Here is a 14,763-nt window from a genome sequence, read left to right on the forward strand (position 1 = left end):
GTCGCCCGGCCCGGTAGGGGTGTCGGGAACCGGCAGGACCGGCCCTCCGGGGCCCCACCGCGGAGGGAGGGATGCGTGACCGCCCGTCCGGCCCGTGTCGCTCCCGGCGCCCTGCAGACCCTCCTGTGGCGGCTGCTCGACGCCAGCGACCGGGAGGACCACGCCCCCTTCCTCGCCCTCGTCGACGAGGCCGACGACGCCTTCGCCGACGACCTCGGCGCGCCGTGGCCGGCCTGGCGGCACGCGTTCGGCGCCCGTCGCGCCCTGGTGGACGGCGAACCCGGCGCGGCCGCCGCCGGGATCGCGGCCGCCCGCGAGCAGCTCGACGCCTGCCCGGTGTCGGCCGAGACGGCGCTGCTCATGGCCTACCTGGCGCACGTCGAGACGACCGCCGACCACCTCGACTCCGCGATGCTGCTCGCCGTCGACGCCAGCCTGCTCACCGACGGGCCGTCCGCGCCGCCGTCCCGTGCCCTGCTGCAGGCCCACCGCTGGCTGTCGATGGCGCTCTCCGGCCTGGACCTGGAGGAGCTCGCCGTCCACCACGCCGTCCGCGGGCACCAGGTGGCCGCGGCCCTGCCCGACGTCGACGACCGCGGGCGGCTGCTGCTGCTCTCGGCCCGCCAGCACGTCGAGCTCGCGCAGACGATGCGCCGCCGCGGGGAGACCGAGCGCTCCGCCGAGCTCGCCGGCGAGGCGATCACCTGCGCCACCGGCGCGCGGGAGCTGGACTGGTCGCCCGACCAGGCCGACGCCGACCTGCTCGACGTGGTGCAGGCCTGGGCGCTGATGTGCAGCGGCGACCCGGACGCCGCGCTCGGGCCGCTGCGCCGCGTGCGGCGCGCGCTGCAGCGGGACGGCGGCCTGTGGCTGCGGGGGTACGCCGACCTGGCGCTGGCCCGGGTGCTCTCGGCGCTCGCCGCGCGCGACGGGCGCACCGCTCCCGGCGAGGAGGCGATCGACCTGCTGGTCGAGGCCTCCGGTGCCTTCGCCGCCGCCGGTGACCGCCGCCGCTACCGGCAGAGCCTGCTCGAGCTCGGGCAGGGCAACGCCGACCTCGGTCGCCCTGCCGAGGCGCTGCACTGGCTGGAGGCCTACCGCGCCGACACCGGCCGGGCGCACGCCCGCGGCCGGGCGCTGTGGGCGGAGATGTTCGTCCGCCGCAGCCGGCTGCGCGAGGCCGAGCGCCAGGAGGCGGTGCTCCGGCGGCACGCGCTCGAGGACCCGCTCACCGGGCTGGGCAACCGGCGCAGCGCCGAGCGGCGGCTGGGCGCCCTGCGGCTGGGCGAGGAGCCGCTGTCGCTGGCCGTCGTCGACGTCGACCGGTTCAAGGAGGTCAACGACGACACCTCGCACACCCACGGGGACGCCGTCCTGCGCCGGGTCGCCGACCTGCTGCGCGAGCACAGCCGCACCGGCGACGAGGTCTACCGCTGGGCCGGTGACGAGTTCCTCGTCGTGCTGCCGACGGCGACCGAGGCGCAGGCCGTGGTGGTGATGGAGCGGCTGCGCTCGGCGGTCGCCGAGGCCGACTGGCGGGACCTGGAGCTCTCCGCGCCGGTGACGGTCAGCATCGGCGTCGCGACCGCGCCCGCGGTGACCGACGGCCAGCCGAGCCCGGTCACCGGCTGGCGGTCGCTGTTCGACACCGCCGACCTGCACCTCTTCTCCGCCAAGCGCCTCGGCCGCAACCGGGTCCGCGCGCACGGGCCGGCCGAGGTGGGGCCGGCGGATCGCGGGGCGAGTGCGTGACCATCCTGCACGCGTGGGGCGGGAGGGACGAGGGACGGCGCGTTCAGCGTGACGTCCTCGACACTGTCGGTGACGACATGCACAGTGCGCTCGTGCCACCGGGAGCCCTGCACCACCGGGTGACCGCCGCCCTCAGCAACTGGCAGCTCGACGACGCCGAGCAGCTGCTCGCCGGGGTCGAGCGGGACCCGTCGCCCTACGTCGCAGCCACCCCGGCCGCCGACGCGCCCGAGGGCGCCCCGGTGTCGCTGGGCCGCGCGTGGGCCGACACCCTGCGCGCCGAGCTGCTGGTGCGCCGGCTCCGCGTCGCCGGGTTCACGCTCGTCGGCGACCCGGTCTCCGCCGCCGAGCCGGCCCTCGACCTGCACGCGGGCGTCGCCGGGCTGATCGACGGCGCCGGCGAGGGCTCCCCCGACGGCACGGAGCCCGACGCGCGGTCGGAGTCCGCCTCGCGCGCGGCGCTGGCCATCGCCCTGGTCCGCTCGGCGAAGGCCGCGTTCGACGCCTCCGACGACGCCCTGCAGCGCGCCGCCGGCCTGGCCCGGCATGCCCGCATCGAGCTGCTCTCGCGCCGGATCGACGCCGCGATGGACGAGGCCGTCGAGGCCGCCAGCCTGCTCGACCCGGGGCTGGCGCCGAGCCCGCTGCTGGTGGACACGCTCGGGACGCTGGCCGGGGTGCTCGCCGACCTCGAGCTGATGCCGCTGGCCCTGGACTACCAGCGCCGCTCGCTCGAGGCCGCCCAGGCGGTCGCCACCGGCCCCGCCGCCGCGGAGGGCGACCCCGACGTGCTCGTCGCCGTCGCCGCCACCCGCCTCGGCGAGCTCTGCGCCGAGCTGGGCGAGGGGCTCCTGGACGACGGCGCTCCCGAGTCGGCCGCACCGTACTTCGCCGAGGCCCGCGCGCTGGCCGAGCAGGCGCTCGTGCAGCTGCCGCCGGACTCCCCCGGCGTCGTCCCCGCCCAGGTCGTGCACGGGTGGGCCCTGGTCGGCATGGGGGAGCAGACGGCCGCGGTCGGGCCGCTGCGCGCCGCCGTGCGGCTCTCCGCCGCCACCGCCGACCGCGACCGCATGGCCTCGGCGCAGCTGGCCCTGGGGCGCGCGCTGCGCCGGCAGGGCGAGGGCCACGCCGCCGACGAGCACCTGGTCGCCGCGCTGACCCTGGCCACCGAGCACGGCCTGCCGCGGCTGCGCCGCGCCGCCCTCCGCGAGCTGTGCACGCTGCACGCCGACCTCGACGACGCCGGGCGGGCGCTCCCGTACCTGCAGGCCTACCTCGCCGACGAGCTGGACCGGGTCGACGAGCGGCGCACCCGCTGGGTCGAGCTGTTCGGCCGGCGCAAGAGCCTGCTGGAGACCGAGCGCGCCGCCGGTCAGCTGCGCCGGCAGGCCTACGAGGACCCGCTCACCCACCTGCCCAACCGGCGCTACGCCGAGGCGCGGCTGGACGGGCTGCTGGCGGCGGGCGACGTCCCGGCGCTGGCCGTGGTCGACGTCGACACCTTCAAGGCGATCAACGACACCGCCGGGCACCCCGCCGGCGATGCCGTGCTGCGGACCATCGGCGAGCTGCTGGTCGCCGGGGTCCGCGACACCGACGAGGTGTGCCGCTGGGCCGGCGACGAGTTCGTCATCCTGCTGCCCGAGACGACCGCCGAGCAGGCCGAGCGGGCGCTGGAGCGGATCCGGGCCTCGGTCGCCCGCTACCCGTGGGTGGATCTCGGCCTGGACGTCCCGGTGACCATCAGCGCCGGCATCGCCTCGGCCACCCGGGGTGACGACCGCAAGACCCTGTTCGCGGCCGCCGACGGCGTGCTCTACGAGGCCAAGCGCGGCGGCCGGGACCGCGTGGTGCGGCTGTCGGCGCTCACCCAGACGAGAGCCACCGACGGCGTCGCGCAGCCGTCCCCCGCCGCTCCCGTGCGCCAGGTGCCCGACGGGCCCAGCCCGGCGGAGGACGCCGCCCGCGCCGCCGCGGCCGTCCGGGAGGAGGCGGCCGGCTTCGCCGCGCTGCTCGGCGACGCGCACGCCCCGCTGGGTACCGCGCGCCCGGGGGAGCCGCTGCTCGTGCCGACCCCGCCCGCGCACCGCCCCGCCGAGGAGGTCGGCCCGGCGGTGGTCCGGGCTCCGGGCCGCACGGTCGACGAGGTGCTGGCCCTGGTCCGCCAGGCGCGCCGCGACACCCCCGACCGCCCGGTGCTCGTGCTGCGCGCCGCCGCGGAGACGCTGGTGGCGGTGGCCGGCGAGCACGGACCGGTCACCACCATGGACGGCGCCGCGATGGCCGCCGTCGTCGGCCCGCTGCCCGAGCCGGCCGGCCGCACCACCGTGCTGCGCGCCGCGGGCGCCGACCCCGTCGTCGCGGCCGAGGCGGCGTTCGTGGCCCGGGCCTCCGGCACGGAGGTGGTCCGCGTCGAGGACGGCTCCGTGCCCGACGGCACCGACTGCCTGGTCGTCGTCGCCGGCGCCGACGCCGCGGTCGTGACCTCGCTCGCCGCGCGCACCGACGTCCCGGTGGTCGCGGTGCCGACGTCGGCCGCGCACCCCGGCGGCCTCGGCGGGCTGGGCGCGCTCGTGTCGATGCTGCACCCCGCGGGGACCGGCGTGGTCGTCACCTCGGTCGACGACGGCTGCTCGGCCGGCATCTTCGCCGCCCGTGTCGCGCGGAGGAGCGCGCGGCGGCCGTGACCATCGGCTGGCTGGATCTCGCGGCCGGGGCCTCGGGCGACATGCTGCTGGGCGCCCTCGTCGACGCCGGGGTGCCGCTGGACGTGCCGGCCGAGGCGGTCGCCGCGCTCCCCGTCGAGCAGGTTCGGCTGACCACCGAGCAGGTGACCCGCCACGGGCTCGGCGCCACCCGGGTGCACGTGCACGCGCCGCCGTCGGACGTGCTGCGCACCTGGGCCGACGTCCGGGCGCTGCTGCACTCCTCGGCGCTGCCCCCACCGGTGCGCGACGGGGCGCTCGCGGTGTTCGGGCGGCTGGCCGTCGCGGAGGGCCGGGTGCACCGCATCGACCCGGCGCGCGTGCACTTCCACGAGGTCGGGGCGCTGGACGCCCTGGCCGACGTCGTGGGGGTGGTCGCCTCCTTCGAGTACCTGGAGCTGTCGCGGCTGACCGCCTCCCCCGTCGCGCTGGGCAGCGGCTCGGCCCGCGGGGCGCACGGCGTCGTCCCGCTCCCGGGCCCGGCGGTGCTGGAGCTTCTCGCCGGGGTGCCGGTGCACGCCGGCGCCGTGCCGGCCGAGATGTGCACGCCCACCGGCGCGGCCCTGCTCGCCGCCCGGGTGGAGGAGTGGACGACGCTGCCCGCGCTCCGCGTCGAGCGCGTGGGCGTGGGCGCCGGCGGCCGCGACCCGGAGCAGCTGCCCAACGTCGTCCGGCTCGTGCTGGGCGAGCCCGCCGAGCCCGCGCCGGCCCGCCCGGTGGTCCTGGAGGCCAACGTCGACGACCTCGACCCGCGGCTGTGGCCGGGCGTCCTCGACGCCCTCCTCGCCGCCGGCGCCTCGGACGCGTGGCTCACCCCGATCCTGATGAAGAAGGGCCGCCCGGCGCACACCCTGTCCGCGCTGTGCCGTCCCGAGGTGCTGCCCGCCGTGCAGGCCGCCGTCTTCGCGACGACGTCGACGATCGGGCTGCGGGTGGTCGAGGTCGGCAAGGTCGCCCTGGAGCGGGCGCACGCCACGGTCGAGGTGCTCGGCGCCCCCGTCGGCGTGAAGCTCGCCGTCTCCGGCGACCGGGTCGTGAACGTGAGCGTCGAGTACGAGGACGTCGCCGCGCTGGCCCGCGCCCGCGAGCTGCCGGTCAAGGAGGTGCTGCGGGCCGCCACGGCCGCCGCCGAGGCGGCCCACCCGGTCGCTCCGCCGGCCGAGGTCCCCCCGCTCTGGGGCTGAGCGCCGTCGCCGGCGCGGCCGGTCACCCCTGCGCCGCGCCCCACTCGGCCAGGCGGCGCTCCACCTCGGCCGGGGTCAGGTCCTCCACCCGGGTCATGACCGCCCAGCGGTGGCCGAACGGGTCGAGGACCGAGGCGAAGCGGTCACCGGTGACAAACGTGGACGGCGCCTCGCGCACCGTCGCCCCGCGCTCGACCGCGGCGGCGAAGACCGCGTCGACGTCGGCCACGTAGATGCACGTGGACCCGCTCACCCGGTCGCCGTCCCGGGTGGGCGCCACCAGGCCGTACTCGTCGTTCGGGTCGGACAGCTGCAGCCGTCCCTCGCCGAACTGGAGCTCGGCGTGCAGCACGGTGCCGCCGGGGCCGTCCATCCGGCTGACCAGCGTGGCGCCGAAGACCTCGCCGTAGAAGCCGATCGCCTCGGCGGCCGGGGCGCAGACGAGGAAGGGGGTGAGGGTCGTGTAGCCGGCGGGCTTCCAGGTCGTGGACATGCCGCGGATCGTCCCTACGCTCCGGCCGTGGCGTCTTGGACGAACACGACACCGCCCTCGATGCGCGGCGTCCTCCGGCCGGAGGAGACCGGGGAGGTGGCCGGGCTGCGCCGGGACGCCGCCGTCTCCGCCGCCCTCTCCCCCTTCGTGGAGCGCTACTGGTCGGTGCGCTGGGACCGCACCGGTCTGCCGCCCTTCCGCTCGGACGTGCTCAGCCACCCCTCGGTGAACGTGTCGGTCGAGAGCGGCACCCGGCCGCGCTTCGGCTTCGCGCTGCCCGCGGTGCTCGTGCACGGTGTCGTGTCCCGCCGGTTCACCGTCGAGCTCGTGGGAGTTGGAAGGGTCACCGCGGTGAAGTTCCGGCCCGGGGGCTTCGCCGCGTTCACCGGCAGGCGCCCCGGCCGCGAGACGGTGGCCCCGCTGGCCGGTGAGCTCGGGCTGGAGCCGGCCCCCCTGCTGGCCGCGGTGCTCGCCGAGGAGGACGACGCCGCGCGGGCCGCCGTCCTCGACGCCGCCCTGGCCCCGCGGGCTCCCGCGCCCGCACCGGAGTACCTCGACCTGCTCGCGCTGGTCGACCGGATGGCCACCGACCGTGAGCTGGTGCGGGTGGAGCAGGTCGCCGAGCTGGGCGGCACCGGCGTCCGCTCGCTGCAACGGTCGTTCGCGCGGTACGTGGGCCTGGGGCCGAAGGCGGTGCTGGCGCGCTACCGGCTGCAGGACGCCGCCGCGCTCATCGACTCCGGCGAGGTGACCGACCTCGCCGGGCTGGCCGCCTCGCTGGGCTGGTTCGACCAGGCGCACTTCAGCCGCGACTTCCGGGCGGTGGTGGGGCAGCCGCCGTCGGAGTACCTGCGCCGGGCGCGGGCGGCGCGCCCGGCGACGTGAGCCAATCCTCCCGATTGGCCTGCGGTCGCCGGGCCGGTCGTCACCGATGATCGCCGGGTGAACCAGCGTCTCCTGCTCGCCGGCGCCCCCGCCACCGTCGGGGGGACGCCCCGGCGGCTGCTGCAGCTCTACGCCGGGCTGGCCCTCTACGGCGCCTCCATGGCGCTCCTCGTCCGCTCGGCGCTGGGCGTGATGCCCTGGGACGTGCTGCACCAGGGGCTCGCGGGGCGACTCGGGTGGTCGCTGGGCACGGTCACGATCGCGGTGGGGGCGCTGGTGCTGCTGGCGTGGATCCCGCTGCGCCAGCGGCCCGGGCTCGGCACGGTGAGCAACGTCCTGGTCATCGGTCTGGCCGTCGACGCGACGCTCGCCGTCCTGCCCGCGCCGGGAGCGCCGGCGGCACGGGCCGGGTTCCTGGTCGCCGGCGTCCTGCTCAACGCGGTCGCCACGGCCGCCTACATCGGCGTCCGCCTCGGGCCCGGGCCGCGGGACGGCCTGATGACCGGCCTGGTGGAGCGCACCGGGCGGTCGGTGCGGCTCGTGCGGACCTCGGTGGAGCTCGGCGTCGTGGCGACCGGGTGGCTCCTCGGCGGCACCCTGGGTCTCGGCACCGTGGTCTACGCGCTGGCCATCGGCCCGCTCGTGCAGGTGCTCCTGCCGCGGCTGTCCCTGCCGCTGGCCGGATCAGCCCCGGCGGCGCAGCCCGAGGACCACGACGGGGACGACGGCGAGCACGAGCAGCGCGACCGCCCTGCCGCCGCCGCCGGCCCACGCTGCGAAGACCAGCAGTGACGACAGCTCGACCCCGGCGCCGGCGACCGAGGTGATGGTCGCGCGGTACGGGCCGCTGATCCGCCGCTGCAGCTCGGCCTCCGCGGCCACCAGCACCGCCAGGTAGACCCCGTAGGCCAGGCCCAGCACGACCACCACCGGCGGCCCGGCCGTCGCGGCGGCGAGCAGCAGCCCCGCGCCCGCGGCGACCAGCAGCCCGCCCAGCACGCGGCCCGGAGGGCGCACCAGCCGGCCGCCGAGCGCGGCGCCGGCGGCCCCGGCGAGCGAGACGACCAGCACGGCCGCCGGGACCGCGAGCCCGGGCACGCCGCGCTCGGCCACGAGCACCGGGAAGTACTCCTCCACCGCGTCCAGCCCGCCGACCAGGGCCACGGCCAGGACGGCGGCGAGCAGGGCCGGACGGCGCAGCAGCGCTCCGGGGCCCGGGGCCGCCTCCTCGCCGTCCCCGCCGTCGCTCTCCGCCTCGGGGAACCGCAGGGCCAGCCCGGCGGCGCCCAGGCAGGCGGCCGCGCTGACCCAGCCCACCAGCGGGTAGCCGCCGAGCGCGTGCAGGACCGTCGCCGCGAGCGCCGTCGGCACCTGCACGAGCAGCTCGGCGGCGGTCATGGCGGCGTGGACCCGGGCGAAGCAGTGCGCCGCGCCGATCTCGGCCAGCCCGTCGTGCACGAGCGCCTCCGCGGTGCCCGAGGTCCCCGCGCCGGCCAGGCCCCAGAGGACGAAGCCGACCGCGAAGGCGCCGGTCGACGGGGCCGCCGTCCAGACCACGAACGCCGCCGCCTGGAGCACCCCGGCGAGGACGAGCACGCCCCGCCGGGACCACCGGTCGGCGAGCAGCCCCGCCGGCACCTCGGCCACCAGGCCGGTGACCGACCAGAGGCCGAACAGCACCGAGAGCTCGGTGGCGGGCACCCCGGCGTCGAGGAACAGCAGGGCGTACAGCGGGTACAGCGGCACCCACTCGGAGAGCGCGGCCCAGCCGATGGCCAGGCGGGCGAGCGGCCTGGCCGCCGGGGGCAGCGGGGGCGGTGCGGATCAATGTCGGCGCATGACCGGGACGGTAGACCCGACGGCGCCCCGGCGCACCGGGGTTCTCGACCAGGGGGATGCCCGGGGGAGCCGCGGACCTACCCGTGCGGGGGAATCGACACGCCGTCCCTCAACCAGGCGGCGGCGCCCGCCGTTGCGAGACTGGACGGACCGGATGCGCCGGCCACGTCGGCGGGGGGACACAGGATGACCAGCACGGCCGGGCACACGCCGGCGCCCGGGCATCCGGACGTGGACCTCCCCCTCATGGACGCCGACCCCGCGCTCGAGGGCCTGGTGCGGGTGGCCGCCGCGGTCACGAACATGCCCTCCGCCGCGGTCATCACCATGGACACCGCCGTCATGCACGTCATGGCGGTCCACGGCTTCCGGGGTGCCGCCTGGCCGCGCGCGGGCTCGATCGTCTCGACGGTGCTCGAGCGGGGGCCCGGCGTCCAGACCTGCGACGACCTGACCGACGACCCCGGGTTCGCCCGCAGCCCCTGGGTGGACGGCCGCCGGGCGCGGATGCGCGCCTTCGGCACCGTCCCGGTGGTCGTCGACGGCCGCACGGTCGCCGCCATCTGCGTCTTCGACTCCACGCCGCACGCCTTCACCGACGAGGAGCGCGCCCGGCTCGCCGACGTCGCCGCCGCCGTGGGCACGCTGGTGCGAGCCGGGCAGCAGACCCGCGAGCTCGCCGACCTCGCCGCCGCCAGCCAGCTGGCCCGAGCCGAGACGGCGCGGGCGCACCAGGAGCTCGCCCGCTCCACCGCGTTCACGCAGTCGCTGCTGGAGGTGCTGCCCGTGGGGGTCATCGGCGGGGACGCCGAGGGGCGGGTCACCCTCTTCAACGCCGCCGCCCGCGCCTGGCACGGCCTCGACGCCGACCCGACCGTCGCGGTCGAGGACATCCCGAGGACCTTCGGGCTCACCGACGTCCACGGGACGCCCCTCGCCTACGGCGACGTGCCCTTCAGCCGGGTCTACACCGAGGGCCGCGTGGAGGACGCCGAGATGGGCATCGCCCTCCCCGACCGGCCCCTGCGCAGGGTGTCCGGCTCGGGCGTCCAGGTGCACGACGTCGACGGCTCGCTGCTGGGCATCGTCGTCACCCTCACCGACGTCACCGAGCAGCGGGCGCTCGAGGAGGCGCTGCGGGACGCCGCGCTGCACGACCCGCTCACCGGCCTGCCCAACCGGAACCTGCTGCTCGACCGGCTCGACCAGACCCTCGCCGCCGCGGAGCGGGCGCGCCGGCAGATGGCCGTCCTCTACTGCGACCTCGACGGGTTCAAGCCGGTCAACGACACCGCCGGGCACGCCGCCGGCGACGAGGTGCTGGTGGTGGCCGCCCGCCGGCTGGCCGCCGCGATCCGCCCCGGCGACACCGTCGCGCGCATCGGCGGTGACGAGTTCGTCGTCCTGTGCCCGGAGGCCGGCTCCGAGGGGGCCGCCCAGGTCATCGCCGACCGGATCACCGCCGCCTTCGACGAGCCCCTGCGCCAGGCCGACGGCGCGGAGCACGCCGTCGGCATCAGCATCGGGGTGGCGCTGTGCGGTCCCGGCGAGACGCCGGACTCCGCGCTGGCCGCCTCGGACGCCGCCATGTACCGGGTCAAGGCCGCCCGGCGGGAGGCGCGCGTCCCCGCGCCGCGGCCGGAGCCCGGCCCCGTCGTCCCCGCCCCCTGACCCCACGTCGCGCACCGCCCGGCGGCCGCTACGGTGGTCCACCGAGAGGTCGCCTGCCCGAGCCCCGCCCGGCAGTGCCGTGCGAGAAGGGTTCGTCGTGATCTGGTCGGTCGTCCTGGCCGCGTTCGTCCTGGTGCTGCCGGTCGAGCTCCCCGACAAGACGCTCTTCGCCAGCCTGGTGCTGGCCACCCGCTTCCCGCCGCTGCCGGTGTTCGTCGGCGTCGGCACCGCGTTCGGCCTGCAGGTGGCGATCGCGGTCACCGCGGGCTCGCTGCTGTCGCTGCTGCCCCAGGCGCTGGTCACCGGCGTCGTCGCGCTGCTGTTCCTGGTCGGCGCGGTGATCCTCTGGCGCAGCGCCACCGCGGGCGCCGAGGACGCCGGCGAGGCCGCCGACGTCCGCGAGCAGACGTCGTTCCTCCGGGCGGCCGCCATCTCCTTCGGCGTGCTCTTCGCCGCCGAGTGGGGCGACCTCTCCCAGCTCGCCACCGCGGGCCTGGCCGCGCGCTACGACGCGCCGCTCTCGGTGTTCGTCGGCTCCTGGGCCGCCCTGCTCGTCGTCTCCGGCCTCGCGGTGTTCCTCGGCAAGAACCTCGCCGACCGGCTGCCGATCGCGCTCATCCGCCGGGTGGCCGCGGGGTTGTTCCTGGTCTTCGCCGTCATCGCCGCCGTGGAGACCGTCCGCGCGCTGGTCTGACTACGCGAGCGTGGGGAGCCAGTCGGCCACCGCGCGCCCGATCTCGTGCGGCGAGTCCTCCGGGACGAAGTGGCTGCCCGCCACGGTGACCTCGGTGAGCGCCGGCCAGCTGCGCACGAACTCCCGCTGGCGGCCGACCAGGATCGAGCCGGGGTCGGCGTCGATGAACAGCTTGGGGACGTCGCTGCCGGCCAGCCACTCCCCGTACTGCTGGACCCGCTCCACCACGGCCGCCGGCTCGCCCTCGATCGGCAGCTGACGGGGCCACTCGAGCGTCGGCCAGCGGTCCTCGCGCCCCGGGAACGGCGCGCGGTACCGGTCGTGCGCCTCGGGGGTGAGCCCGCGGGCCACCGACGCCGGCAGGATCTTCTCGACGAACACGTTCTTGTCCAGCACGGCGGCCTCCCCGTTCGGGCCGCGCATCAGCTGGAAGATGTTGCGCGCGTCGGCGGGCCAGTCGTCCCAGGTGACCGGCATGACGATCGCCTCGGTGAAGGCGATGCCGCGGACCCGGTCCGGGTGGCGGGCGGCCCAGTCGAAGCCGAGCCCGGAGCCCCAGTCGTGCAGGACGAGCGTGATGCGGTCGCCGACGAAGACCCGGTCCAGGAACTCCTCCAGGTAGGCGGCGTGCGTGTCGAACGAGTACGTGCCCGGGGCCGGGTCGGGCAGCTTCTCGGACTCCCCCATGCCGATGAGGTCGGGGGCGACGCAGCGGCCGAGGTGCTGGACGTGCGGGATCACGTTGCGCCACAGGTAGGACGACGTCGGGTTGCCGTGCAGGAAGACGATCGACTCCCCGGTGCCGACGTCCACGTACGCCATCTCGGCGTCCTTGACGGTGATCCGCGTGCGCGGGAACGGGTCCTCGGGGGAGATGGCGTCGGGCATGCGCCGATCCTCACACGGACCGCGGCCGGTCCGCCGGGTCGGCCCGCCCGGCGCCCGCAGGCCCGTTCCTGGCGTTCGCCGTCGCCGCCGTGGAGACGGTCCGCGCCCTCAGCTGACCGGCGGGGTCAGCAGCGCCAGCCGCTCCACCAGCGCCGACAGCTGCCCGTCGAGGTCCGGCCAGCCCGGCGCGGGCGCGGCCGACCGCAGGGTGACCACGCCGTGCAGCGCCGTCCACACCAGCGTGGCCTCCTCGCGCGGGTCGATGCTGCGGGATCGGCCCGCCCCGACGCAGGCCTCGATGCCCTGGACCAGGACGGCGAACGCCATCTCGGCGCTGTCGGGCTTCCTCGGGCCGAACATGGCGCGGTACCGCGCCGGTGCGGCGAGGCCGGCCAGCACGTAGGTCCGGCACCCGGCGAGCAGCCGTCGCACCGGGTCGGACTCGCGCTCGACGGCTACCAGCACCGCCGACCGCAGCTGCTCGAAGCCCTCGTCCAGGACGGCGCGCAGCAGCTCGTCCAGGTCGGCGAAGTGGCCGTAGACGGCGGGCGCGCTGACGCCGGCCTCGCGCGCCACGCCGCGCAGGCTGACGGCGGCGATCGAGCCCTCGCGCTCGAGCAGCGTGGTGGCCGCGGCGAGGAGGTCGGCGCGGAGGTCGCGGGCGGGCACGAAGACAACTTTACAGGCGTTAAGGAAAGGGCCTACGCTGCTTTACACCCGTTAAGTCGAAGGAGGAGTCATGGGCCTGATCCCCGACCTCGCCTGGACCTCGCCCGCTCCGGGCCCCGGACCCGGCGTCGTGGTCGACACCCGCCTGCACCTGCGGCGGCTCCGGGACGTGCCGATGTTCTTCCGCACGTCCCTCGCCACGTACCGGCAGGCCGTGCGGAGCCCCGGTGCCCGCTCGGTGCGCATGCGCGCCCAGCCGCTGGCGCGCCGGTTCACGACGGTGTCGTGGTGGGACGACGCCGGGGCGGCGCGGGCCTTCGCGATCGCGGAGCCGCACCGCTCGGCGATGCGGTCCTGGCGCCCGCGCATGGACCAGGCGGACATCACCTGGCGGCCGGGCGTCGCCGGCGAGATCCCGGCGCTGGCGGTCCTCGAGCCCACGACCTCCTAGACCTGCCGCGCCACCAGCACCCGGAAGAGGTTCTGCAGCCGGTAGCCGCCGTCGCCGGTGCGGTAGGGCTCGAGGTGCTCCAGCACCGTGTCGCGCAGCGCCTCCGGTTCGGTCCGCCGCACGGCCGAGCGGGCGAGCGGGGTGACCATGAGCGGCCCGACCAGCTCGTCGGCACCGGCGTAGTCGAAGGGCACGACCACCTCGTCGAGCCGCTCGACCGCCAGCCCCGCCCGCTCGGCCATCGCCCGCAGCCGGGCCGGCTCGCTCACCGCCGGCCCGCGGCGGGGCCGGCCCGGCGCCAGCGCCTCCTGCAGCACCCGCAGGTCGCACTCCCGGTCCCGGCCCCACACCGTCGCGGCGACGACCCCACCCGCGCGCCCGGCCCGGTGCAGCACCGCGACCGGGTCGGCGACGTGCATCAGCAACTGGACGGCGGTGACGACGTCGAACGGCCCGGGCGGAGGGTCCTGCGCGTGCCGGACGAGGAAGGTCCCGCCGGGCACCGCCGCGGCCGCCTCCGCGACGGCGGCCGGATCGGTGTCGACGCCGGTCACGCGGGCGCCCCGGCCGGCCGCGCGCCGGGCAAGCTCGCCCGCGCCGCAACCCAGGTCGAGCAGGCGGGTGCCGGCGGTCACCGCGGTGGCGTCGAGCACGGCCTCGTGCAGCGCCGCGCCCCAGCTCTCCGCTCCCCCGCTCACCGGGCGACCATAAACGTGCTTGACCCTGACGCGACGTCAGGCTGTTGCCTTCTCCTCGTCAGATGGAGGGAGGGATCCGATGAACGTGGGCGAGGTCGCCGCGATGGCCGGCGTCACGGTACGCACGCTGCACCACTACGACCGGATCGGCCTGCTACGGCCGTCCGGGCGGACGTCGGCCGGCTACCGGCAGTACGCGCGGGCCGACCTGGACCGGCTGCACCAGGTGCTGGTCTACCGCGAGCTCGGGTTCCCCCTCGAGGAGGTCGCGGCCCTGCTGGACGACCCGTCCGCCGACCCCGCCGAGCACCTGCGCCGGCAGCACCGGCTGCTGCGGGACCGGCTGGACCGGACGCAGGCGATGGTCGCGGCCGTGGAGAAGGAGATGGAGGCGAGAGCCATGGGAACCGGACTGACCCCGGAGGAGCGGTTCGCGGTGTTCGGGGAGCACGACCCCGAGCAGTACGAGGCCGAGGTCGAGGAGCGCTGGGGCGAGACGGAGGCCTACGCGCAGACGAAGCGCCGGACCGCGGCGTACTCCAAGGAGGACTGGCTGCAGATCCTGGCCGAGGGGGAGGACGTCGAGGCCCGCTTCGCCGCCGCCCTGCGGGCCGGGGTCCCGGCCGACTCGGCGCAGGCGATGGACCTCGCGGAGGAGCACCGGCAGCAGATCAGCCGGAACTTCTACGACTGCCCGCCCGAGATGCACGCCGACCTGGGCCGGATGTACGTCGAGGACGAGCGGTTCGCCGCCCACTACGACCAGCGCGCGCCCGGCCTGGCGCAGTACGTCAGCTCCGCCGTCCAGGCCAACGCCGCCCGCCAGGGGTGACC

At 77.0% G+C, this 14,763-nt stretch carries 14 protein-coding genes; 9 read left to right on the forward strand and 5 right to left on the reverse strand.

The annotated features are described in order from the left end of the window. Positions 1–75: 75 nt before the first annotated feature. From ACI794_RS17055 to larC, 3 genes are all read left to right on the forward strand, one after another. Positions 76–1,752: a diguanylate cyclase gene (locus tag ACI794_RS17055; protein WP_456600804.1), complete on the forward strand. Its 1,677-nt coding sequence runs from the start codon at positions 76–78 to the stop codon at positions 1,750–1,752. Positions 1,753–1,844: 92 nt separating this feature from the next. Further along, the gene (locus ACI794_RS17060; RefSeq protein ID WP_456600805.1) at positions 1,845–4,439 is read left to right on the forward strand and encodes a diguanylate cyclase domain-containing protein; all 2,595 of its coding nucleotides are present in this window, start codon (positions 1,845–1,847) and stop codon (positions 4,437–4,439) included. After that, the gene (larC, locus tag ACI794_RS17065; RefSeq protein ID WP_456616946.1) at positions 4,436–5,641 is read left to right on the forward strand and encodes a nickel pincer cofactor biosynthesis protein LarC; all 1,206 of its coding nucleotides are present in this window, start codon (positions 4,436–4,438) and stop codon (positions 5,639–5,641) included. Before ACI794_RS17060 ends, larC begins: the two co-directional genes overlap by 4 nt. Positions 5,642–5,663: 22 nt before the next feature. Here larC and ACI794_RS17070 read toward each other — a convergent pair whose 3' ends face one another. Beyond that, positions 5,664–6,134 carry a VOC family protein gene (locus ACI794_RS17070; protein ID WP_456600807.1) on the reverse strand — a complete coding sequence of 157 codons (471 nt, stop codon included), beginning with the start codon at positions 6,132–6,134 and terminating at the stop codon, positions 5,664–5,666. Between the two features lie 27 nt (positions 6,135–6,161). On the opposite strand from ACI794_RS17070, the gene ACI794_RS17075 reads away from it, so the two are divergent. Together ACI794_RS17075 and yczE are read left to right on the forward strand one after the other, a co-directional pair. Further along, complete coding sequence (locus tag ACI794_RS17075; RefSeq protein WP_456600808.1) at positions 6,162–7,019, forward strand: helix-turn-helix domain-containing protein; 858 nt, start codon at positions 6,162–6,164, stop codon at positions 7,017–7,019. 57 nt (positions 7,020–7,076) lie between these two features. After that, the gene (yczE, locus tag ACI794_RS17080) at positions 7,077–7,811 is read left to right on the forward strand and encodes a membrane protein YczE (protein ID WP_456616947.1); all 735 of its coding nucleotides are present in this window, start codon (positions 7,077–7,079) and stop codon (positions 7,809–7,811) included. On the opposite strand, the gene ACI794_RS17085 is transcribed toward yczE, so the two are convergent. Continuing rightward, positions 7,704–8,765, reverse strand: a complete 1,062-nt coding sequence (locus tag ACI794_RS17085) for an MFS transporter (protein WP_456616948.1) — start codon at positions 8,763–8,765, stop codon at positions 7,704–7,706. The two genes, yczE and ACI794_RS17085, sit on opposite strands and share 108 nt — an antisense overlap. A 279-nt stretch (positions 8,766–9,044) precedes the next feature. Here ACI794_RS17085 and ACI794_RS17090 point away from each other — a divergent pair, with 279 nt between their 5' ends. Then, complete coding sequence (locus tag ACI794_RS17090; protein ID WP_456616949.1) at positions 9,045–10,529, forward strand: diguanylate cyclase domain-containing protein; 1,485 nt, start codon at positions 9,045–9,047, stop codon at positions 10,527–10,529. A gap of 97 nt (positions 10,530–10,626) precedes the next feature. Further along, positions 10,627–11,223 carry a TMEM165/GDT1 family protein gene (locus ACI794_RS17095; protein ID WP_456600813.1) on the forward strand — a complete coding sequence of 199 codons (597 nt, stop codon included), beginning with the start codon at positions 10,627–10,629 and terminating at the stop codon, positions 11,221–11,223. On the opposite strand, the gene ACI794_RS17100 is transcribed toward ACI794_RS17095, so the two are convergent. Both ACI794_RS17100 and ACI794_RS17105 read right to left on the reverse strand, forming a co-directional pair. Further along, complete coding sequence (locus tag ACI794_RS17100; protein ID WP_456600814.1) at positions 11,224–12,111, reverse strand: haloalkane dehalogenase; 888 nt, start codon at positions 12,109–12,111, stop codon at positions 11,224–11,226. It lies immediately after the preceding gene. 108 nt (positions 12,112–12,219) lie between these two features. Beyond that, positions 12,220–12,780 carry a TetR/AcrR family transcriptional regulator gene (locus ACI794_RS17105; RefSeq protein WP_456600815.1) on the reverse strand — a complete coding sequence of 187 codons (561 nt, stop codon included), beginning with the start codon at positions 12,778–12,780 and terminating at the stop codon, positions 12,220–12,222. 70 nt (positions 12,781–12,850) lie between these two features. Here ACI794_RS17105 and ACI794_RS17110 point away from each other — a divergent pair, with 70 nt between their 5' ends. After that, on the forward strand, positions 12,851–13,231 hold the full coding sequence (locus ACI794_RS17110) for a hypothetical protein (protein WP_456600816.1): 381 nt from the start codon (positions 12,851–12,853) through the stop codon (positions 13,229–13,231). Here the strand turns inward: ACI794_RS17110 and ACI794_RS17115 are convergent. Further along, complete coding sequence (locus tag ACI794_RS17115; RefSeq protein WP_456600817.1) at positions 13,228–13,929, reverse strand: class I SAM-dependent methyltransferase; 702 nt, start codon at positions 13,927–13,929, stop codon at positions 13,228–13,230. The genes ACI794_RS17110 and ACI794_RS17115 overlap by 4 nt on opposite strands. Before the next feature lie 79 nt (positions 13,930–14,008). Between ACI794_RS17115 and ACI794_RS17120 the strand changes: the two genes are divergently transcribed. After that, a complete protein-coding gene (locus ACI794_RS17120; RefSeq protein ID WP_456616950.1) occupies positions 14,009–14,761 on the forward strand; it encodes a MerR family transcriptional regulator in 753 nt (250 codons plus the stop codon). The last annotated feature ends 2 nt before the right edge of the window (positions 14,762–14,763 follow it).

The organism is Blastococcus sp. SYSU DS0541 (assembly GCF_054050875.1).

What these genes read in the sequence shown, in the direction of transcription:
- ACI794_RS17070 (WP_456600807.1), bottom strand. Translation starts at nt 6,134, where the DNA reads ATGTCCACGACCTGGAAGCCCGCCGGCTACACGACCCTCACCCCCTTC.
- ACI794_RS17090 (WP_456616949.1), top strand. Translation starts at nt 9,045, where the DNA reads ATGACCAGCACGGCCGGGCACACGCCGGCGCCCGGGCATCCGGACGTG.
- ACI794_RS17100 (WP_456600814.1), bottom strand. Translation starts at nt 12,111, where the DNA reads ATGCCCGACGCCATCTCCCCCGAGGACCCGTTCCCGCGCACGCGGATC.
- ACI794_RS17110 (WP_456600816.1), top strand. Translation starts at nt 12,851, where the DNA reads ATGGGCCTGATCCCCGACCTCGCCTGGACCTCGCCCGCTCCGGGCCCC.
- ACI794_RS17120 (WP_456616950.1), top strand. Translation starts at nt 14,009, where the DNA reads ATGAACGTGGGCGAGGTCGCCGCGATGGCCGGCGTCACGGTACGCACG.